General features: G+C 61.3%; 18 protein-coding genes. 5 read left to right on the top strand and 13 right to left on the bottom strand.

What is annotated here, in order from left to right; genetic code table 11:
* Positions 1-171: 171 nt before the first annotated feature.
* From FHT75_RS10185 to FHT75_RS10170, 4 genes are all read left to right on the top strand, one after another.
* Positions 172-1,182 (top strand): sugar ABC transporter substrate-binding protein, encoded by a 1,011-nt coding sequence (locus tag FHT75_RS10185; RefSeq protein WP_047615008.1) that lies wholly within the window; start codon positions 172-174, stop codon positions 1,180-1,182.
* 64 nt (positions 1,183-1,246) lie between these two features.
* Positions 1,247-2,797, top strand: coding sequence for a sugar ABC transporter ATP-binding protein (locus FHT75_RS10180; RefSeq protein ID WP_047613234.1), 1,551 nt, complete (start codon positions 1,247-1,249; stop codon positions 2,795-2,797).
* Complete coding sequence (locus FHT75_RS10175; RefSeq protein WP_047613236.1) at positions 2,787-3,806, top strand: ABC transporter permease; 1,020 nt, start codon at positions 2,787-2,789, stop codon at positions 3,804-3,806. Before FHT75_RS10180 ends, FHT75_RS10175 begins: the two co-directional genes overlap by 11 nt.
* 2 nt (positions 3,807-3,808) lie before the next feature.
* The gene (locus FHT75_RS10170; RefSeq protein WP_047613237.1) at positions 3,809-4,810 is read left to right on the top strand and encodes an ABC transporter permease; all 1,002 of its coding nucleotides are present in this window, start codon (positions 3,809-3,811) and stop codon (positions 4,808-4,810) included.
* 15 nt (positions 4,811-4,825) lie between these two features.
* Here the strand turns inward: FHT75_RS10170 and glpK are convergent, their stop codons facing one another.
* From glpK to FHT75_RS10120, 10 genes are all read right to left on the bottom strand, one after another.
* Positions 4,826-6,328 (bottom strand): glycerol kinase GlpK, encoded by a 1,503-nt coding sequence (glpK, locus tag FHT75_RS10165; RefSeq protein WP_097594743.1) that lies wholly within the window; start codon positions 6,326-6,328, stop codon positions 4,826-4,828.
* 149 nt (positions 6,329-6,477) lie between these two features.
* Positions 6,478-8,202 (bottom strand): ABC transporter substrate-binding protein, encoded by a 1,725-nt coding sequence (locus tag FHT75_RS10160; RefSeq protein ID WP_047613501.1) that lies wholly within the window; start codon positions 8,200-8,202, stop codon positions 6,478-6,480.
* A gap of 81 nt (positions 8,203-8,283) precedes the next feature.
* A complete protein-coding gene (locus FHT75_RS10155) occupies positions 8,284-8,580 on the bottom strand; it encodes a DUF2160 domain-containing protein (protein ID WP_018246653.1) in 297 nt (98 codons plus the stop codon).
* Complete coding sequence (locus tag FHT75_RS10150) at positions 8,580-9,491, bottom strand: carbohydrate ABC transporter permease (RefSeq protein ID WP_003552208.1); 912 nt, start codon at positions 9,489-9,491, stop codon at positions 8,580-8,582. Before FHT75_RS10150 ends, FHT75_RS10155 begins: the two co-directional genes overlap by 1 nt.
* Before the next feature lies 1 nt (position 9,492).
* Positions 9,493-10,359 carry a carbohydrate ABC transporter permease gene (locus tag FHT75_RS10145; RefSeq protein ID WP_047613241.1) on the bottom strand — a complete coding sequence of 289 codons (867 nt, stop codon included), beginning with the start codon at positions 10,357-10,359 and terminating at the stop codon, positions 9,493-9,495.
* A 2-nt stretch (positions 10,360-10,361) separates the two neighbouring features.
* A complete protein-coding gene (locus tag FHT75_RS10140; protein ID WP_097594742.1) occupies positions 10,362-11,432 on the bottom strand; it encodes an ABC transporter ATP-binding protein in 1,071 nt (356 codons plus the stop codon).
* A gap of 9 nt (positions 11,433-11,441) precedes the next feature.
* Complete coding sequence (locus tag FHT75_RS10135) at positions 11,442-12,521, bottom strand: ABC transporter ATP-binding protein (RefSeq protein ID WP_047613245.1); 1,080 nt, start codon at positions 12,519-12,521, stop codon at positions 11,442-11,444.
* Positions 12,522-12,562: 41 nt separating this feature from the next.
* Complete coding sequence (glpD, locus tag FHT75_RS10130) at positions 12,563-14,074, bottom strand: glycerol-3-phosphate dehydrogenase (protein ID WP_097594741.1); 1,512 nt, start codon at positions 14,072-14,074, stop codon at positions 12,563-12,565.
* 234 nt (positions 14,075-14,308) lie between these two features.
* The gene (locus FHT75_RS10125; protein ID WP_063476188.1) at positions 14,309-15,082 is read right to left on the bottom strand and encodes a DeoR/GlpR family DNA-binding transcription regulator; all 774 of its coding nucleotides are present in this window, start codon (positions 15,080-15,082) and stop codon (positions 14,309-14,311) included.
* Between the two features lie 98 nt (positions 15,083-15,180).
* Complete coding sequence (locus tag FHT75_RS10120; protein WP_183844817.1) at positions 15,181-16,098, bottom strand: DMT family transporter; 918 nt, start codon at positions 16,096-16,098, stop codon at positions 15,181-15,183.
* 73 nt (positions 16,099-16,171) lie between these two features.
* Between FHT75_RS10120 and FHT75_RS10115 the strand changes: the two genes are divergently transcribed.
* Positions 16,172-17,101, top strand: coding sequence for a LysR family transcriptional regulator (locus FHT75_RS10115; RefSeq protein ID WP_028756515.1), 930 nt, complete (start codon positions 16,172-16,174; stop codon positions 17,099-17,101).
* 32 nt (positions 17,102-17,133) lie between these two features.
* Here FHT75_RS10115 and FHT75_RS10110 read toward each other — a convergent pair whose 3' ends face one another.
* The 3 genes from FHT75_RS10110 to FHT75_RS10100 all read right to left on the bottom strand — a co-directional run bounded on the left by FHT75_RS10110 (position 17,134) and on the right by FHT75_RS10100 (position 19,769).
* Positions 17,134-17,601, bottom strand: coding sequence for a GNAT family N-acetyltransferase (locus FHT75_RS10110; protein ID WP_245434846.1), 468 nt, complete (start codon positions 17,599-17,601; stop codon positions 17,134-17,136).
* A gap of 101 nt (positions 17,602-17,702) precedes the next feature.
* Positions 17,703-18,224: a DUF992 domain-containing protein gene (locus FHT75_RS10105; RefSeq protein ID WP_063476190.1), complete on the bottom strand. Its 522-nt coding sequence runs from the start codon at positions 18,222-18,224 to the stop codon at positions 17,703-17,705.
* A gap of 330 nt (positions 18,225-18,554) precedes the next feature.
* The gene (locus FHT75_RS10100; RefSeq protein ID WP_183844818.1) at positions 18,555-19,769 is read right to left on the bottom strand and encodes an MFS transporter; all 1,215 of its coding nucleotides are present in this window, start codon (positions 19,767-19,769) and stop codon (positions 18,555-18,557) included.
* Positions 19,770-19,840 lie beyond the last annotated feature (71 nt).

Raw genomic sequence — 19,840 nt, 5'->3', positions numbered from 1 at the left:
CAAAACCGCCGAGACATCCGAAATCATTCCCGGTCATGGGAAACCGCAGCCAGGGATCAGCTTTCGTTCCCTCCACTCTTTTCCCCGGAGATCGTTCTTTTGGAAATTCGTTCCTCCTCATCCGCATTAATCCATTTAATCTATAGACATAATTAATTGGAGAGAATGGCAATGAGCATCGAAAAATCCGGAAGCGGTCTCGGAAGACGAGACCTGTTGAAACTGTCCGCCGCGGCCGGGGTTGCCGTCGCCGGTGCCTCGCTCATCGGGCAGAAGCCGGTTTTTGCAGCCGAAGAGCTGTCGCTGAAAGGCAAGCGCATCGCCATCAGCGCCACCGGCACCGATCACTTCTTCGACCTGCAGGCCTATAATGCCCAGATCGAAGAGGTAAAGCGCCTCGGCGGCGAGCCCATCGCCGTCGATGCCGGGCGCAATGACGGCAAGCTGGTTTCGCAATTGCAGACGCTAATCGCCCAGAAGCCGGATGCGATCGTCCAGATCCTCGGTACGCTCAGCGTCATCGATCCCTGGCTGAAGAAGGCGCGCGATGCCGGGATCCCGGTTTTGACCGTCGACGTCGGCTCGACCAATTCGATCAACAACACGACTTCCGACAATTGGGGCATCGGCAAGGACCTGGCGCTACAGCTCGTCTCCGATATCGGCGGCGAAGGCAATATCGTCGTCTTCAACGGCTTCTACGGCGTCACCCCCTGCGCGATCCGCTACGACCAGCTGGTCAATGTCGTCAAATATTTCCCGAAGGTGAAAATCCTCCAGCCGGAACTGCGCGACGTCATCCCAAACACCGTGCAGGACGCCTTCACGCAGATCACGGCCATCCTCAACAAATATCCGGAAAAGGGTTCGATCAAGGCGATCTGGTCGGCCTGGGACATTCCGCAGCTGGGCGCGACTCAGGCTCTGACGGCCGCCGGGCGGACCGAGATCCGCACCTACGGCGTCGACGGCAGCCCGGAAGTGCTGCAGCTCATCGCCGATCCGAATTCGCCGGCCGGCGCCGATGTCGCCCAGCAGCCGGCGGAAATCGGCCGCACCGCCATCCGCAACGTCGCCAAGCTGCTCGCCGGCCAGACCCTGCCGCGCGAAACCTATGTTCCGGCGCTGCTCGCCAACAAGACCAATGTCGGCGAAGTCACCAAGAAACTCGGCATCGGCTGACACTGAACGCGAGCGATCCGGCCCTGCCGGATCGCTCGGAATCTGCCCGCCCGGAGAGATCGACATGACGGCCATTTCGTTGAAGCAGCCGGTCACGGCACGCAACGACATCATCCGCTTCGAAGGCATCGTCAAGCATTTCGGCGGGGCGCAGGCGCTTGCCGGCGCGTCGCTGATCGTCAGGCGCGGCACCATCCACGGTCTCGTCGGCCAGAACGGCGCCGGCAAGTCGACGCTGATCAAGCTGCTGGCCGGTCTTCACCAGCCGGATGGCGGCCGGATCGAGATCGAAGGGCGTACATTCGACAGGCTGACGCCGCATCTTGCCGAAGAGCTCGGCATCCACTTCATTCACCAGGATCGGCTGCTGGTGCCGACCTTCACCGTCGGCGAAGCCCTGTTCCTCGGCCGGGAACCGCGCATATCTGGCACGCCGTTCCTCGACCGGCGACTGATGCAGCGGCGCGCATCCGACATTCTCAACGACTATTTCGGTATCCGCTTGCCGAACAGCGCGCTGATCGGCGAATTGTCGACCGCCGAAAAGCAGATCGTGCAGATCACCCGCGCCCTCCTCAATCAGCCGAAAGTGCTCGTCTTCGATGAGCCGACCGCCGCCTTGGTGCGCCGCGAGGCCGATATCCTCTTCCGGCTGATCCGTCGTCTGCGCGACGAGGGCGTCACCATCATCTATATCTCGCATTACCTGAACGAAATCGAAGAGCTCTGCGACCACGTCACCGTGCTGCGCAATGGGCTTGATGTCGCCTCCCTGCCGATCGGGGACACCTCGGCCGGTGCGATTGCGCGGCTGATGGTCGAGCGCGACATCAAGGAGATGTTCCCGAAGCCACAGGTGACGCCTGGCGAGGAAATCCTCAAGGTCGAGCAACTGTCGGCGCCGGGGAAATATAGCGACGTCAGTTTCACGCTTCGCCGCGGCGAGGTGCTCGGCCTCACCGGCCTGCTCGGCTCCGGCGCCAAGGAGCTGGTCCGCGCGCTCTTCGGTCTGGAGACAGCGGCGTCCGGCCGTATCGAGGTCAGCGGCAAGGCTGCCCGTTTCACCAATCCAACGCAGGCGACCGGGCGCGAGATCGCGCTGGTGCCGGAAGACCGGCGACGCCACGGCATCGCGCTCGACCTCAGCGTCGCGGAAAATATCAGCCTTTCCAGCCTTGGCCGTTTCACCCGTTTCGGCTTTCTCGATCGCAAACGCGAACGGGACGAAGCCGATGCCCTGATTAGTCGGCTGCAGGTGAAAACCAATGGGCGCGATGCCCTGCTGCGCACGCTTTCAGGCGGCAACCAGCAGAAGATCGCCATCGCCAAATGGCTGAGCCGCCGCTCCGAGGTCTATCTCCTCGACGAGCCGACGGTCGGCGTCGATATCGGCTCCAAGGTCGAGATCTATACGCTGATCGGCGAACTCGCGGCGCGCGGCGCCGGTGTGATCGTGCTGTCTTCGGATCTGCCCGAACTCGTCGGCATCACCGACCGCATCCTCGTGCTCTTCCGCGGGCGGGTGGTGCGGGAATTCATCTCGTCGGAGACCACGGCGGATGCCGTGCTGGCGCAATCGACCGGATCATCCGAGGGACAACGCCATGTCGGCTGAAGTGGAATTCGCGCCTTCCGGTTTGTCTGCTGCGGAACCGCCTCCCCGGCCGGCCGGCAATATTGCAGCGGCCGCGCTACGCTTCGGATCGTTGATCGCCTTCGCCGCCATTCTGATCGTCTTCTCGCTGACTGCACCCTATTTCCTCAGCATCGGCAATATCGGTAATGTGCTTGGCCAATCGGCCATCTCAGGCGTGCTTGCCATCGGTCTGACGATCGTGCTGATCGCCGGCGGCTCCAATGTCGTCACCGGCGGCATCGACCTGTCGCTCGCCGCCAATATGGGTCTCAGCGCCGCAGTCTATGCGAGCCTGACGCAGCTCGGCTACGGCGACGCGACGGCGATTGCGGCGGCGATCTTGACCGGGGCGCTAATCGGCACGGTGAATGCCATTGCCGTCGTCTATGCCGGCATCGTGCCACTGCTTGCCACGCTTGCCGTCATGAACGTCGTCGCCGGCCTGGAATTGGTGCTGACCGGCAATACCGTCCTGCCGGCCTCGACGCCCTTCCTCTCAGCGCTTTCGGCCTCGGATCCTTTCGGCATACCGGTTCTTGCCTATGTGCTCCTCGGCTTCACGGCGATCGCGACGGCGATCGTGCAATATACTCCGCTCGGCCTGCGTCTCTATGCTGTCGGTGAGTTTCCGGATGCGGCGCGTGCCGCCGGCCTGCCGCTTCGCCGGCTACTATCAGGTGCCTTCGTCGCCAGCGGCCTCTCCGGCGGCATCGCCGGCATCCTGTCGGTTTCCTATCTGAGCGGCAGCACGACCGGTTCCGGCGAGATGCTGCTGCCGGTCGTCGTAACGGCCCTGCTCGGCTCGGTCTTTTCGCGTCGGCTGGTTCCGACAGTCACCGGGACGCTGCTTTCGGCCCTTTTGGTCGGCTTCCTGGTCAACGGTTTCCAGCTGCTGAATATTTCGAGCACCCTGGTCAGCGGCGTCCAGGGCGTGCTCATTCTCATCGTCGTTTCCGCGACGACGCTGCTGCGCCGGCAGGAGGTCTGACCATGTCGCTCCATACCCCTACCCCCGCTACGACAGGCTTGCCGCGTCTGATCGCCGGCGGCCTGGTGCGTTATGGGCTGATCCTCGCCCTGGTTGCGGTATTCGCCGCCTTTTCCCTGACAACGCCGACATTCACAACGCTGGCGAACCTGCAGAGCATACTGGTCAACAATTTCACGCTGCTTGCCATCGTCTCCATCGCCATGACCTTCGCCGTCGCCTCGGGCGGCATCGATCTTTCCGTGGGAACGGCAATGGATTTCGCCAGCTTCGCCTTCGTTTCGCTGGTTCTCGCCGGGCAGCCGGTGGCACTCGCCGCGCTCGCAGGACTGGCGGCCGGGGCGGTCGTCGGCGCCTTCAACGCGCTCTTGATCTCCGGGATCGGCGTGTCGCCGTTCCTCGCCACGCTCGGCACGCTGTTCATCGGCCGCAGCGTTCAACAACTGCTGACCAATGGCGGCAATCCGGTCTATCTGCCGCCGAACGGCGTGCCGGAGGCCTTCCGCTTCCTCGGCCACGGCACGGTCGCCGGCTTTCCGGTGCCGCTGGCCGCGGCCATCATCGTCATCGCAGCCGCAGCGGTGGTTTTTGCCCGCACGCGTTTCGGCCGCGTCATTCTGTCGATCGGCATCCAGCCGGGCGTCGTGCGCTATTCCGGCATCGCAGCGCCGGCCCATGTCGCGGTGACCTTCATCCTGGTCGGGCTGATCGCGGCCATCGCCGGCCTGATCCTGACGGCAACCGTCACCACCTACATTCCATCCTCCGGCAATGCCTTCCTGCTCAATGCCATCGGCGCCACCTTCATCGGCACGACGCTCAGCCCGCTCGGGCGGCCGAATGTCGGCGGGACCGTCCTCGGCGCGCTGCTGCTCAGCATCGTCGCCAACGGGCTGCTGCTGACAGACCTGAACTTCTATTGGCAGCAGGTCGGCACGGGAACGCTGATCTTTGCCGTGCTGGCCCTGAGCTTCATCAACAGAAAGGCTGCCGGCGGCGCGTAAGAGCCGGAAGCGGTTCTATCCCGCCGAGGCGTCCGAAATCATTCTGGAGACGGCATTCTTCCAGCCGATGATCTTGGTCTGCCGCTCGGTCTCCTCCATCGAAGGGCTGAAGCGGCGGTCGCAGGCCCAGGCCTGCGCAAACTCCCGCCTGCCGGGCCAGATGCCGGCTTTCGAGCCGGCAAGCCAGGCAGCACCCAGCGCCGTCGTCTCGCGGATCGCCGAGCGGTCGACGGGGTTCCCCGTCATGTCGGCGAGGCACTGCATGGTCCAATCCGAAGCCGCCATGCCGCCATCGACACGCAGCACCGTTTCCAGCTGGTTGACGCCCCAGTCCTTCTTCATCGCCACCAGCAGATCGAGCGTCTGGTAGGCGACGGATTCGAGCACGGCGCGGGCAAATTCCGCCGGCCCGCTGTTTCGGGTCAGGCCGAAGATCGCGCCGCGCGCGGCCGGATCCCAATAGGGGGCGCCGAGGCCGGTGAAGGCCGGAACGATATAGACCTGCTGTCCGGGGTCGGCCTTGGCCGCAAGCACCCCCGCCTCCGACGCCTGGCCGATGATGCCGAGGCCATCGCGCAGCCATTGCACGGCGGCGCCGGCGATGAAGATCGAGCCTTCGAGCGCATAGGTCGTCTCGCCGTCGAGCCGGTAGGCGATCGTCGTCAGCATCCGGTTGGAGGAGGAAACACGGTCCCGGCCGGTGTTCAGCAGGGCAAAGCAGCCGGTGCCATAGGTGGATTTCATCATGCCGGGCTCGAAGCAGGCATTGCCCATCGCCGCCGCCTGCTGGTCGCCGGCAACGCCGAGGATCGGAAGCTCCGCACCGAGCAGCGCCTTGTCGACGCGGCCGAAATCATCGGCGCATTCCCTGACCTCGGGAAGCACCGCAGGGGGAATACCGAGAATGCCGAGAAGCTCCTCGTCCCAGGCACCGTCATCGATATTGTAGAGCAGCGTTCTCGATGCATTGGTCGCATCGGTGGCATGCACACGGCCGCCCGTCAGATTGTAGATCAACCAGCTGTCGATCGTGCCGAAGCAGACATCGCCTGCCTCCGCCTTCTCACGCAGACCGTCGACATTGTCGAGCAGCCAGCGCAGCTTCGTTCCGGAGAAATAGGGGTCGAGCAACAGCCCGGTCTTGGCGCTGAACAGCTTCTCGTACCCGTCGGCCTTCAGGCTCTCGCACATTTCAGCCGTGCGCCTGTCCTGCCAGACGATCGCGCGATGAAGCGGTGTTCCGGACTTGCGATCCCAAACGACCGCCGTCTCGCGTTGGTTGGTGATGCCGATCGCGGCAATGTCGCCGGCCTGTATGCCGGCATCTGCAATCGCCTTGCGCACCGTGTCGATCACGGACAGCCAGATCTCCGTGGCGTCATGTTCCACCCATCCGGGCTGCGGATAGTATTGGGTGATCTCCGCCTGCGCGGAGCCGGCCATTTTCATGTCGCCGTCGAAGATGATCGCGCGTGAGGACGTCGTGCCCTGGTCGATTGAAAGAATATAGCCGCTCATATCCGTCTCCGGCTCGCACGAAACCGCTCCGCCCGGCAAGGAGGGCAGACGCGGAGGTTTCATGAGAGAAAGATTGTGGGTGCCACCGGCCGTAGCCGGTGGCAGGAAGTGATGGCCGGAAGCTTTGTCGCCTCCGGCCGAGGTCCGCCTTACTTCGACTGCCAGCTCTTGACGAGTTCGTCGTAGTTGACAGTGACCGGCTTTTCCTTCTCATTCTCGATCTTCAGCTGCGGTGCAAGGTTGCCCTTCTTCACCGCATCCGCGTTCCAGTAAGCGAGGTCATGCTCTTCGGCGAGTTTCGGGCCGATATCGCCCTGGACACCCGATTTCTCGATACGGCCCATGACCTTCTCCTGCTCGCCGCAAAGAGAGTCCATGGCTTCCTGCGGTGTCTTGGCGCCGGCAGCGGCGTCACCGATGGCCTGCCACCAAAGCTGAGCCAGCTTCGGATAGTCGGGAACGTTGGTGCCGGTTGGCGACCATTGAACACGGGCCGGCGAACGATAGAACTCAATCAGACCGCCGAGCTTCGGAGCGCGCTCCGTAAAGCTCTTGTCGCGAATGGTCGATTCGCGGATGAAGGTGAGACCGAGCTGGCTCTTCTTCACGTCAACAGTCTTGGAGGTCACGAACTGTGCATAGAGCCAGGCAGCTTTCGCGCGGTCCGTCGGGGTCGACTTCATCAACGTCCACGAGCCGACGTCCTGATAACCAAGCTTCATGCCGTCTTTCCAGTAAACGCCATGCGGGCTCGGTGCCATGCGCCATTTCGGCGTTCCGTCCTCATTCATAACAGGCAGGCCAGGCTTGACCATGTCTGCGGTAAACGCCGTGTACCAGAAGATCTGCTGCGCGACGTTACCCTGTGCCGGCACCGGACCGGATTCCGAGAAGGTCATGCCCTGAGCTTCCGGCGGTGCGTACGCCTTCAACCAATCGAGATACTTCTGGATCGAATAGACCGATGCCGGGCCGTTAGTATCGCCGCCACGCGCGACGCACGAACCGACTGGACGCGAATTCTCGTCGACCTTGATGCCCCATTCGTCGACCGGAAGACCGTTCGGCAGGCCCTTGTCGCCGTTGCCGGCCATCGACAGCCAGGCGTCGGTGAAGCGCCAGCCGAGCGACGGGTCCTTCTTGCCGTAGTCCATATGGCCGAAGACCTTCTTGCCGTTGACGTCACGGCCGGTAAAGAACTCGGCAATGTCTTCATAGGCCGACCAGTTGACCGGAACGCCGAGATCGTAGCCGTATTTCGCCTTGAAATCGGCCTTGTTCTTCTCGTCGTTGAACCAGTCGTAGCGGAACCAATAGAGGTTGGCGAACTGCTGGTCGGGAAGCTGGTAGAGCTTCTTGTCCGGCGCGGTCGTGAACTTGGTGCCGATGAAGTCGTCGATATCGAGGCCGGGATTGGTAACGTCCTTGCCTTCGCCGGCCATCCAGTCGGTCAGATTGCGCACCTGCTGATAGCGCCAGTGCGTACCGATCAAGTCGGAGTCGTTGACCCAGCCATCATACAGGTTCTGCCCGGTCTGCATCTGCGTCTGGATCTTCTCGACAACGTCACCCTCTTGAATGACGTCGTGCGTGACCTTGATGCCGGTGATCGCAGTGAAGGCCGGAGCCAGAACCTCGGACTCATACTTGTGAGTGGTCAAGGTTTCCGAAACAACCTTGATGTCCATACCCTGGAAAGGCTTCGCCGCATCGACGAACCATTGCATTTCCTTTTCCTGGTCGCCACGAGAGAGCGTCGACACGTCGCCGATCTCTTTGTCCAGGAAAGTCTTTGCCTCGTCCATGCCGGCATAGGCCGACCCGGTCATGGCCAGCAGTACCGCTGCTGTCGTCGTCAATAAATGCCTTCGCATGATATCCTCCCAGGGTTTTGCGATTGCAGTCTTCACGTCTCAGGCGGCCAGAAAAACCCCGGCCATCTGCATCAGTTTGCCTCACACGTAACGGAATACGCCGACGGCGTAGACAACGGAGAGAGCGAGAGCCCACCAGAGGCTTGATCCCGCGAGACCAAGCCAGGCAAGATGGATAAAGGCGCTGCCGAGCAGCGAAAGGAAAAGCCGGTCACCGCGCGTCGTCTCGAAGCGCAGGATTCCGATCCGCGGGTTGCCGCCCGGCACGGCATACTCCCAGACCCCCATGCCGATCAGCAGCAATGCGATAACGATGAAGAACGCGGCCGTCGGCCAGGTCCATGCCATCCATGAAAAATCGGGAAGCGAAAAGCCCATCAAACCCTCCCCAGGGCGAAGCCCTTGGCGATGTAATTGCGCACAAACCAGATCACCAGCGCCCCTGGGATCAAGGTCAGAACACCCGCGGCGGCGAGCAAGCCCCAATCCATGCCGGATGCGGAGACGGTACGGGTCATGGTGGCAGCGATCGGCTTCGCGTCGGTAGTCGTCAACGTTCGTGCGATCAGCAACTCGACCCAAGAGAACATGAAGCAGAAGAAGCAGGCGACACCTATGCCGCTCGCAATCAGCGGCGTGAAGATCTTCAGGAAAAACCGCGGGAACGAATAGCCATCAATATAGGCCGTTTCGTCGATTTCCTTCGGCACGCCGGACATGAAGCCTTCAAGTATCCAGACCGCAAGCGGCACGTTGAAGAGGCAATGCGCCAATGCCACGGCGATGTGCGTATCGATCAGTCCAAAGGCTGAGTAGAGCTGGAAGAACGGCAGGGCAAAAACCGCCGGCGGCGCCATCCGGTTCGTCAGCAACCAGAAGAAAAGATGCTTGTCACCAAGGAACCGATAACGGGAAAAGGCATAGGCCGCCGGCAGCGCGGCTGCCACCGAGATCACCATGTTGATCACGACATAGGTGATTGAATTGATGTAGCCGGAATACCACGCCTTCTCCGTGAAGATCGTCACGTAATTGGCGATCGTCGGGTTATGAGGATAAAGCGTCAGAGAATTGACGATTTCCGCATTGGTCTTGAAGCTCATATTGACGAGCCAATAGATCGGCAGCAGGAGCACGATGATATAGATCGTCGGAACCAGCCACCACCAGCGCGATTCCTCGCCGCGCCGGCGCATCAGACGGCTTACTTCATCGGAGGAGAGACCGCTTGCGACACTGGTAACGCCTGAGATTTTTCGGCTCGCTGTCGTTTCGTTGGAGGCGCTCATTTCAATTCTCCGCGTCGTGGCTTGTCATGACGGTGTAGAACACCCACGAAAGCAGCAGGATGATCAGGAAATAGATCAGCGACATAGCAGCGGCCGGACCGAGGTCAAACTGTCCGAGGGCGGTCTTGACCAGATCGATCGACAGGAAAGTGGTCGCGTTGCCGGGACCGCCGCCCGTGACGACAAAAGGCTCGGTGTAGATCATGAAACTATCCATGAAACGCAGCAGCACGGCGATCAGAAGAACGCGTTTCATCTTTGGCAGCTGGATATAGCGGAATACCGCCCAACGAGACGCACCGTCGATCTTCGCTGCCTGATAGAAAGCATCCGGAATGGAAACGAGGCCGGCATAGCAGAGCAAGACGACCAGGCTCGTCCAGTGCCAGACGTCCATGATGATGATCGTCACCCAGGCGTCGAGCGGATCCTGCACATAGTTGTAATCGATGCCGATGGCATTGAGGGAATAGCCGAACAAACCAATGTCGTTGCGGCCGAACACCTGCCAGATCGTGCCGACAACGTTCCACGGGATCAGTAGTGGCAGCGCCATCAGAACCAGGCACACCGGCACGCCGATGCCCGATTTCGGCATGTTGAGCGCAATGAAGATACCGAGCGGGATCTCAAGAGCGAGAATGATCAACGAAAAAACTAGATTTCGCTGCAGGGCGGCCCAGAAACGGTCGGAATGCAGGATTTGGGTAAACCAGTCCGTTCCGTTCCAGAAGAACTGGTTGTTTCCGAAAGTGTCCTGAACGGAATAGTTCACAACCGTCATCAAGGGAATGACGGCCGAGAATGCCACCAGCACGAGGACCGGCAGGACCAGAAACCACGCTTTGTTGTTCCAGGTTTTTTCCATGATCAAGCCTCCGGTCCGGCGCGCCAAGAGTCGGCATAGATACTGATACCCGACAGTTCGAAGGTCACCCGTGGATCCGCCGGAATTTCCCCGTCTTCAGGGACGACGATCGCGATCGGCTGGCCGGCAAACTGCGCGCGGACGATCTTCTGCCGGCCGATATCTTCCACCTTGCTGACGGTTACAGGCATGCCCTCGCGGCCGACCCTGATAAACTCGGGCCGGATTCCAAGCTCTACCTTGGCCGCTGCCGCAGTCTTTGGCGCATAGTCGAGCGTCAGCGCGTGCTCGCCGACCCGAACCGTGCGGCCTTCCACCTTGGCTGGCATGAAGTTCATGCCTGGAGAACCGATGAAGTAGCCGACGAAGGTATGGCTCGGACGCTCGAAGAGCTCGGCCGGCGTGCCGATCTGCACGATCTCGCCATCGTACATCACCACGACTTTGTCGGCGAAGGTCAGCGCCTCCGTCTGGTCATGCGTGACATAGACCATCGTAAAGCCGAACTGCTTATGCAGCCGCTTGAGCTGCGACCGCAGCACCCATTTCATATGCGGATCGATAACGGTGAGCGGCTCATCGAAGAGAATCGCGTTCACATCCGAGCGCACAAGGCCGCGGCCGAGCGAAATCTTCTGCTTTTGGTCCGCCGTCAAACCGCGCGCGCGCCGCTTGGCCCAGTCTGAAAGATCAATCATCTCCAGTATTTCGCGGACACGACGATCAACATCAGGCTCCGCGACTCCGCGGTTGCGCAAGGGGAAAGCCAGATTGTCATAGACGGTCATCGTGTCGTAGATCACCGGAAACTGGAATACCTGCGCAATATTTCGCTGCTGCGTCGGCAGGTTCGTAACATCCTGTCCGTCGAAGAGAATTCGCCCTTCGGACGGTTGAATGAGGCCGGAAATGATATTGAGCAGCGAGGTCTTTCCGCAGCCTGAAGGTCCGAGCAGCGCATAGGCACCGCCGTCGTTCCACTCGTGGTGCACTTCCTTGAGAGCATAGTCCTTCTCGCTCTTCGGGTTCGGCCCATAGGCATGTCGAATATGATCGAGGGTGATACGTGCCATGATCTTCTCCTAGCCCCTCTGCCCGGCGATGGTGATCGCCCGGCCGTCCGCGCCGAACGCCATCAGGTGGCGCGTATCGATGAAAACGGAGAGGTCCGTGTCCGGATCGATATTGTGGATGCCGTGCGCAAGCATCACCCAGCGGGTGCCGGCAAATTGTAGATGCACGAAACTTTCCGATCCCGTGATCTCCGAAATCTGCGTCCGTGCTATCAGCTGCGCCGAATCAGCCGTCTGGGCGGTTGGTGCAAGATGATGCGGGTGAAACGCGATCGTTGCCGGCCCGTCCGGCACGTTCTGAAGATGCGGCGGCACGGCAAAAATCACGGCGCCATCGCGCAGGAAATTGCCTTCCGATTTGACCAGATCAATAAAATTCAGCGGCGGGTCGGCAAAGGTTTTCGCCGTCGTCAGATCGAGCGGATTGCGATAGACCTCGATCGTCGGGCCGAACTGCGTGATCCGGCCCTCGTTGAGCGCTGCCGTATTGCCACCCAGCAACAAGGCTTCGGAGGGTTCCGTCGTGGCATAAACGAAGATCGCGCCGGACTGGGCGAAGATGCGCGGCAATTCCTGCCGCAGCTCTTCACGCAGCTTGTAATCGAGATTGGCGAGCGGCTCGTCCATCAGCACCAGGCTGGCATTCTTGACGAGGGCGCGCGCCAGCGCCGTGCGCTGCTGCTGGCCGCCCGACAGATTGAGCGGCGTGCGGTCGAGATAGGGCGTGAGCTTCAGGAGCTCGGCCGCCTTGCGCACGTCGCGGTCGATCGTGGCGGCATCCTTGCCTGATATGCGCATCGGCGAGGCGATGTTCTCGTAGACGGTCAGCGCCGGATAGTTGATGAATTGTTGGTAGACCATGGCAACGTTGCGCTTCTGCACCGGCATGCCGGTGACATCGACGCCGTCGAAATGGACGGAGCCGCCCGTCGGCCGGTCGAGGCCGGCCATCAGCCGCATCAGCGACGTCTTGCCCGACAGCGTCGGCCCGAGCAGGACGTTCAGCGTGCCTCGCTCGAGGACCAGATCGGTCGGATAAATGTGATAGTCCGCGCCCACCATCTTGGCGGCGTTCCGCAGTTCCAGCATTCCGATTCCCGTGCCTCCACGCAGCGGGGACCACAGGGCTCCTATCCGGCCATCGCCGGCATGGCAGCCATGTACTCCTCCAGTGACTGAGCCTGCTCCTTCGAAAGGCGCAGGCCATCCTTTGTTCTCCTCCACAGCACGTCTTCGGCGTGCCGGGCCCATTCCTGTTTAACGAGATAGGTGACCTCCGCCTCGTAGAGATCACCGCCGAACAACCGTCCGAGATCGTCGATGCCGCGGGCATCGCCGAGCAGCACCTCAGCCCTGGTGCCATAGCGGCGCACCAGGCGGCGGGCATGCTGATCGGCGAGGAACTGATAACGCCGTTTCAGCTTGTCAACTTGTGCCTCATAGCCCCGGACCGGGAAGTCGCCGCCCGGCAGATGGCTTTTGGCCGTCCACGGGGCGCCCTTGACGCCGATGGCAGCACCGATCTTCTCCAGCGCATGTTCGGAAAGCCGGCGATAGGTGGTGAGCTTGCCGCCGAAGACGTTGAGCAACGGTGCGGCACCTTCGCCTTCCAGCTTCAGCACATAGTCGCGCGTCGCCTCCTGTGCCTTCGAGGCACCGTCGTCATAAAGCGGCCTGACCGCCGAATAGGTCCAGACGATATCTTCCGGCTTAACCGGCTCTTTGAAATATTCCGACGCCGCATTGCAGAGATAGACGGTCTCCTCCTCGGAGATCCTGACATCCTTGGGATCGGCGGTATAGTCGCGGTCGGTGGTGCCGATCAGTGTGAAGTCGCCCTCGTAGGGGATGGCGAAGATGATGCGGTTGTCGGGGTTCTGAAAGAAATAGGCTCTCACATCGTCGAACTTCTTTTTCACGACGATATGGCTGCCCTGGACGAGGCGGACATGATGGGCTTCGTTCTGGCCGAAGGCGGAACGAATGACATGGTCGACCCAGGGACCGGCGGCATTGACCAGCATGCGGGCCTGATGGCTGTCATTGCGGCCGGTGACCGTATCGGTGGTCTCGATATGCCACAGGCCCTTCTCGCGCCTTGCCGCCACGACTTTGGTGCGCGGCATGATGGTCGCCCCCTTGTCGGCGGCGTCGCGGGCGTTCAGCACCACCATCCGGGCATCGTCGACCCAGCCGTCGGAATATTCGAAGGCCTTGGCAAACAGCGCCTTCAGCGGCTTGCCGGCCGGATCGCGGCGCATGTCGAGCACCGAGGTCGGCGGCAGCAGCTTGCGGCCGCCAAGGTGGTCGTAGAGGAAGAGGCCGAGCCGGATCAGCCAGGCCGGACGGATGCCGCCCTTGTGATAGGGCAGCACGAAGCGCAGCGGCCAGATGATGTGCGGCGCCATCGCCCAGAGGATTTCGCGCTCCATCAGCGATTCGCGCACCAGGCGGAATTCGTAATGCTCGAGATAACGCAGGCCGCCATGGATCAGCTTGGTGGCGCCCGACGAGGTGCCCGAGGCGAAATCGTTCATCTCCGCCAGCGCCACCGAATAGCCGCGCCCAACAGCATCGCGCGCAATGCCGCAGCCGTTGATGCCGCCACCGATGACGAATATGTCGTGAATCTCCCGGCCCAATATCCCCTCCGAGCCCCGCTGCAGATTTCGCATCGCACAAAACTTGCGCAATTGCGAAAGTGACATCAGTTAAAACGAAAGAAATACGAATGTCAAACGAATGTTTCGCAGATCACCACCTTGATCTGGACGATTTTTAGGCCGGATCAGGATAAAATGAGAATTGTCATCTGAATCAAAGGCATAGAGCATCGTGCGCTTTCGAAAGGCGCTGATGCTTTTCAGCCCTATCCGCTAGCGCGATCTGCCGTTCGTTTCGATCAGCTTCACATTGTTTTCGAGGCAGAGATTGCGGATCGACGCCACCGGACAGTGGTCGGTGATGAAGGTATGGACCTGCGAAAGCTGGCCGATCCTGACCGGTGCAGTGCGTTCGAACTTCGTCGAATCGGCAACCAGGATGACATGCCTGGCATTGGCGATGATCGCTTGAGCCACCTTCACCTCGCGAAAATCGTAGTCGAGAAGCGCGCCGTCCACGTCGATCGCCGACGCGCCGATCACGGCGTAATCGACCTTGAACTGACGGATGAAATCGACGGCCGCTTCACCGACGATCCCGCCGTCCGAACCACGCACGACCCCGCCGGCGATCACCACCTCGATCGCCGGAAAGGAACGCAACCTATTGGCAACGTTGATATTATTGGTGATCACCATCAACTCGTGGTGATTGGCGAGCGCCTCGCCCACCGCCTCGGTCGTCGTTCCGATATTGATGAAGAGCGAGGCGCCGCTCGGGATCAGCTCGACCGCGGCAATGCCGATCGCCTGCTTCTCGGAAGCGGCGATCTGTCGGCGCGCCTCGTATTTGACGTTCTCGGTGCCGCTCGGGAATGTGGCACCGCCATGAATACGTGTCAGCACCTGTGCGTCGCAGAGATCGTTCAGATCCTTGCGGATCGTCTGCCGCGTCACGGAAAAGCGAGAGGCAAGCTCCTCGACCAGAACCCTGCCGCTCGATTTCGCAATCGCCACGATTTCGGTTTGCCGGTCGGTCAAGAACATGGGCGCATACCTTTCGTATCTGCTTTCGTTTTAAAGAAAGCGAAGGGCAGCGCAATGCCTATCTGTTACCAGTTCGCCCTCGCGGCTCGAATCTCACGCTATCGCTTCCGCATCACGTTGACGATGAGCACACCGAGGATTGCCATGACGCCACCGACCGCACCGAGCACCGTTGGCGTTTCGCCCAGCCAGACAAAACCGATTAGCGTGGCGACCGGCGGAACGCCGTAGAGGAAATTCGAAGCGCGGGCGGCCGTCAGCCGCTTCAATGCGATCGCCCAGGTGAGATAGCCGATCACAGTGGGGAAGATGACGAGATAGGCAACGCCCCAGTTCACTTCGGCCGGTGCGGCCGCGAGCGCCTGGATTGTCGCCGGGACGGCCGGAAACAGCGGCACGGAACCGATGAGCAGGATCCAGGCGGTGACGGCAAGCGCCGGCAGCCGTCCAAGCAGCGGCTTCTGCAGCACGCTGGCGATCGCCGAGCAGAGCGCTGCACCAAGGATCATGACCGCATTTGGATCGAGCTTGAAACCGTCTTCGGAGGCGACCGCAATCAGCGCTACGCCGCCGAAGGAAACCGCGGTACCCGCCCAGCCCCAGCGGCCAAAGCGCTCGCCGAGCGCGAATGTGGCAATCAGGGCAGTGAAGACGGGCATGGTGTTGATGATGAAGCTCGCCGGCCCTGCCGCAACCGTCTGCTCGCCGGTGTTCAACAAAACCGCATAGGCGGCGATGAAAAGCACGGCGGCAATGGAGAGGCGGAGGAAATCGCGCCTTTCCGGCATCGGCCGGTAGATGACGAGGTAGACGAGGGCGATGGCGCCGGCTGCCACATAACGCGCCGTCGCCAGTTCGATCGGCGTCAGCGGTCCGAGACAGATGCGGATCACCACGAAGGAGGACGCCCAGAAGAGGATGGTAACGAGGATCGCCGCAAAGGCCACCATATCGAACCCGCCTTGCTGTTTCGCCGTAACCGGTGCGCTTGCCGCCATGCTCATTTTCGCCTCCATCTGTTTCCGTGAGAATGGATTAGGGCTTCGATCCGTGCTTGAAAAGCATCGCAATCGATGATCAAATGTGCGTATGGTTCACAGCTCGCCCGTGCTTCCGCCCCTCGACACGCTCGAGACCTTTGCCCGCGCCGCCCGGCTCGGATCGTTTTCGGCCGCGGCCGAGGAAAGCGGCATCACCCATGGCGCGGTGTCGCGGCAGGTCTCGCGCCTGGAGCGCTGGATGGGCGTGCGGCTGTTTGCCCGCGAAGCCCGAGGTGTGCGCCTGACGCCGGAAGGTATGCGGTTTTTCGCGCGGGCGGAGGAAGCGCTGGCGCTGCTCGGCAATAGTGGCGAGCGCTGGCTGCCCCGCCGCAACAAGGCGGTAGTGCGCCTCTCGGTAACGCCCTCCGTCGCCTCGCTATGGCTGTTTCAGCGCCTGCCGAAGCTTGAGGGAAACGAGTTGCATGTCGAGTTGACGCTCGAACATCGGCTGGCGGATTTCGGCGAAGGCACGGATCTTGCCATCCGCTGCGGAAAGGGGCCGTGGGCGGGCGTGCGCGCCCTGCCGCTCTGGCAGGAGAAATCGTGTCCGATCGCTGCCCCTGCGCTGGCGGACCGGCTCGGACAGCGCTCAGATGCCTTGTCGCTGCTCGAACTGCCGATCCTGCACGATTCGAACATCGAAGGCTGGCGCCGCTGGCTCGCCCGCGAGGGTGTCGACTATACGCCGCGCGGCCATGACCGGCGCTTCGAAGACTATAATCTGGTGATCGACGCCTGTGCGCAGGGGCTCGGCATCGCGCTGGCGCGACCGCCGCTGTCGGATGCGGCGCTGGCGGCCGGGCGCGTCGTCACTGTCTCGGAACGGACGCTCGATTATCACGTGGCCTTTCACCTGATCCGCCCGGACGATGCGCTTCGAGGCCCCGCCATCGAATTTGCCAGCCGCTTCCTGCGTGAGGCCGGCCATGACGCGGCGACGATCGCCGCCTTTATCGCACCCGGCCGGCCGAAGACGTAAGCGGAAGATGCGGCACCGGCCGCATCCGTTCGTTATTCCTCCGGGAACTTCAGGCGCATTTCCTTCGCCAGTTCGAAACCGGCAGCCCTATAAACGGGTTCGCCGGCATCCGAGGCATGGATGACGACCGTCGTGCAGCCGATCGATTTCAGATAATCGACGGCCTTGTTGGTCAGCGCCAATGCGATGCCGCGCCGACGGAAGGCGTCGGCGACATAGACGGACCAGATATAACCGAACAGCCGCTGTTCCGGACGGATGACCTCCGGAAACGGCGATTGGTGCAGCTGGCAGGATGCAGAACCGGCGATTTCACCGTCGACGATCGCAAGGAACGAGGTCAGGCGGCGCTCTTCGCGACCGCTTCTGATGAAAGACAAGATCCGCGCCGCCGCATCGGAGCTGTAGTGTTCCGGTGGTGTGCCGTAGCTGTCCCAGATCTTCAGATAGTGCCCCACCAGGACCTCGTCCTCGTCGGGCGTTGCCATTCGAATATCCATCATGTCGTGATCCGGCTTGGGCATGCGAGGGCGCGAAATCGCTCCTCAGAAGAGTTGGCGCCTCCCCACCGCCATGCGGCAGGAGGCGCCAAAAGAGAACATCAATTCGCTGCCGTCAGCGTCATCGAGGCGCTGCCTGCCGCAACGTTGAGGCCGAGCTGGCCGGTCAGGCTGACCGTCTGCAGATGGATCGAGCCGGAGGTACCGCCGACCAGGAGATTGGCGCCCACACCGGCGCCGAGCGTGGCTTCGGCGGTAGCGCCGACATAGAGGCCGGCGAGCGAGCCGCGGTGATAGCCGGCGGTCGGCGCAAACACGGCCCAGATCAGGCGGCTGCGCGTGGTGAAACCAAGGTCGATGCCAAGTTTTCTCACTTCGCCGGTATAACGATCCGAAAGCTCGTTGCCGACGGTCGACTGGAAAATGCAATCGGCTTCCTTGGATGAACCGAGCACATAACCCGTGCCGCCGCCGATATCGCAGGTAAGATAACCGATCTTCACGCCATTGCGCAGGTCCGGCTCTTCATATGTCCTTGTGACGAGGTCGGCTGCATTGGCCACCCCCGCTCCGACAAAGGTCAACGATACCGCGGCAAAGGCCGTCGCAAGAATTTTGTTCATAAGTCTCTCCTTCTCAAATCGTGACGGGAGCATACCCGGCTACTCGCCACCAGATTCGGCAACAGATAACGGACGGAACCGCAAAACGATCCCGAACCGGCATCATTTACGCATCGCATGTCAAAGCGCATGGGAAGGCGCAAGCGACAAACAAGCCTACGGTTCAGCCCCATTGGGACATTTCGAAGGCACCTTTTCGCGGCATTCGATTATTTCATGATCTTATCCGGAATGGTTGCCAGAAAGGCACATCGATCTCGACCGGTGACATCCGGCTGAGCGGCCGGTGACCACAAGGCTCGGTCTGGCCGCCTCTGTTCATTTGCGGCGCTACCATTTCTGCCGAAGCCAGAGTGTCAGGAAACCGGCAACGACAGCGGCAGCCGCGCTGAACAGTATGGGGCCCAGATAGCTACCGGTTTTATCGAATACGAGCCCCGCCATTGTTGGCCCCAGCAAAGCAGCCACACCCACGGCCGTATAGAGATAGCCCAGTATCGTTCCGATATGACGGGTGCCGAAGAGATTGGCGGCGACGGCCGGATAAAGGCCGACACAGCCACCATAACTCGCCCCGAACAACAGGGCGAAAAGCACCATCATGGCCATGCCGTTGGCAGCGGACCACAGGACGAATGAGCCGGCAACAGCAAAGGTAAGAATTGTCAAAAGGCGCAAGGAACCGATGCGGTCGCCCAAACCGGCCAGCACGAAACGCCCAAAGATGTTTCCGACGCCGATGAGCGCTATAAGGATTGTACCGCTTTCAAGCGACAGACCCATGTCATGCGCTGCCGGGACGATATGCACATAGGGAATGAATGTGCAGAACGACACCAAGAGCAGCATGATGTAGAACAGGCTGAAACGGCCATCGCGCCATACGGTGAAAGGGCTGGGCCGGTCGCTGGATCGCAGTTCTGAAGGAATGCTGTTGTCTTGGCGTCTACGCACGAGCATTGCCGCCGGCAGACCGATTGCGGCTATGACAACCGCCAAAGCGATGAAACATCCACGCCAACCAAGCCCGGAGACAAGCCGGCCGGTCGTAAACGGCAGCAAGAGTGTGCCGAGGCCGATGCCGGCCGTAGCAATGCCGGACGCGCGGCTCCGCTTGAGGATAAACCAAGACTGCACAGCTCCAACCGCCGGAACATAAGAGAGGCCGATCCCAACCCCCACCCCGGCACCGTACCAAATGTAGAGCGAGGCCAGCGACTGTGCCTGGCTGGCTCCGGCGTAACCGATGATCATTGCCACCAAACCGGTCGCTATGACGGCGCGGGACGACCAGCGATCGGCAAGCGGGCCGGCGATTGCGCCCAGCGAATAGAACACCAAAGCCGAGATGGAGAAGACAAGCGCGATCTCGCCACGCGATGCCGCGAATTCCTCGGAAAGACCGGGAAACACAGCGGAGAAGGCGTAGGCTGATCCGAAGGTTACAGCTGTCAGCGCATGCGCTCCACGGACGACCCACCATCCGCTTGGTGAGTCCGCGTCTTCGGACAGTGAAACAGGTGAAAATATGGATGGCAAAATCAATCGGCCTTTCAAAATACTTATCGCTCGGAGTATTGCGCAGTCCCGCACCGACGCAAGTCGCAACGCAATGC

Source organism: Rhizobium sp. BK112 (assembly GCF_014193215.1).
Taxonomy (GTDB): domain Bacteria; phylum Pseudomonadota; class Alphaproteobacteria; order Rhizobiales; family Rhizobiaceae; genus Rhizobium; species Rhizobium anhuiense.
The sequence above is the reverse complement of the archived record's forward strand: the minus strand, read 5'-3'. Positions and strand labels throughout refer to the sequence as shown.

Bases quoted from the DNA above. Each gene is read 5' to 3' on its own strand.
- FHT75_RS10185 (WP_047615008.1), top strand. From the start codon at position 172: ATGAGCATCGAAAAATCCGGAAGCGGTCTCGGAAGACGAGACCTGTTG.
- FHT75_RS10180 (WP_047613234.1), top strand. From the start codon at position 1,247: ATGACGGCCATTTCGTTGAAGCAGCCGGTCACGGCACGCAACGACATC.
- FHT75_RS10175 (WP_047613236.1), top strand. From the start codon at position 2,787: ATGTCGGCTGAAGTGGAATTCGCGCCTTCCGGTTTGTCTGCTGCGGAA.
- FHT75_RS10170 (WP_047613237.1), top strand. From the start codon at position 3,809: ATGTCGCTCCATACCCCTACCCCCGCTACGACAGGCTTGCCGCGTCTG.
- glpK (WP_097594743.1), bottom strand. From the start codon at position 6,328: ATGAGCGGCTATATTCTTTCAATCGACCAGGGCACGACGTCCTCACGC.
- FHT75_RS10160 (WP_047613501.1), bottom strand. From the start codon at position 8,202: ATGCGAAGGCATTTATTGACGACGACAGCAGCGGTACTGCTGGCCATG.
- FHT75_RS10155 (WP_018246653.1), bottom strand. From the start codon at position 8,580: ATGGGCTTTTCGCTTCCCGATTTTTCATGGATGGCATGGACCTGGCCG.
- FHT75_RS10150 (WP_003552208.1), bottom strand. From the start codon at position 9,491: ATGAGCGCCTCCAACGAAACGACAGCGAGCCGAAAAATCTCAGGCGTT.
- FHT75_RS10145 (WP_047613241.1), bottom strand. From the start codon at position 10,359: ATGGAAAAAACCTGGAACAACAAAGCGTGGTTTCTGGTCCTGCCGGTC.
- FHT75_RS10140 (WP_097594742.1), bottom strand. From the start codon at position 11,432: ATGGCACGTATCACCCTCGATCATATTCGACATGCCTATGGGCCGAAC.
- FHT75_RS10135 (WP_047613245.1), bottom strand. From the start codon at position 12,521: ATGCTGGAACTGCGGAACGCCGCCAAGATGGTGGGCGCGGACTATCAC.
- FHT75_RS10125 (WP_063476188.1), bottom strand. From the start codon at position 15,082: ATGTTCTTGACCGACCGGCAAACCGAAATCGTGGCGATTGCGAAATCG.
- FHT75_RS10120 (WP_183844817.1), bottom strand. From the start codon at position 16,098: ATGGAGGCGAAAATGAGCATGGCGGCAAGCGCACCGGTTACGGCGAAA.
- FHT75_RS10115 (WP_028756515.1), top strand. From the start codon at position 16,172: ATGGTTCACAGCTCGCCCGTGCTTCCGCCCCTCGACACGCTCGAGACC.
- FHT75_RS10110 (WP_245434846.1), bottom strand. From the start codon at position 17,601: ATGGATATTCGAATGGCAACGCCCGACGAGGACGAGGTCCTGGTGGGG.
- FHT75_RS10105 (WP_063476190.1), bottom strand. From the start codon at position 18,224: ATGAACAAAATTCTTGCGACGGCCTTTGCCGCGGTATCGTTGACCTTT.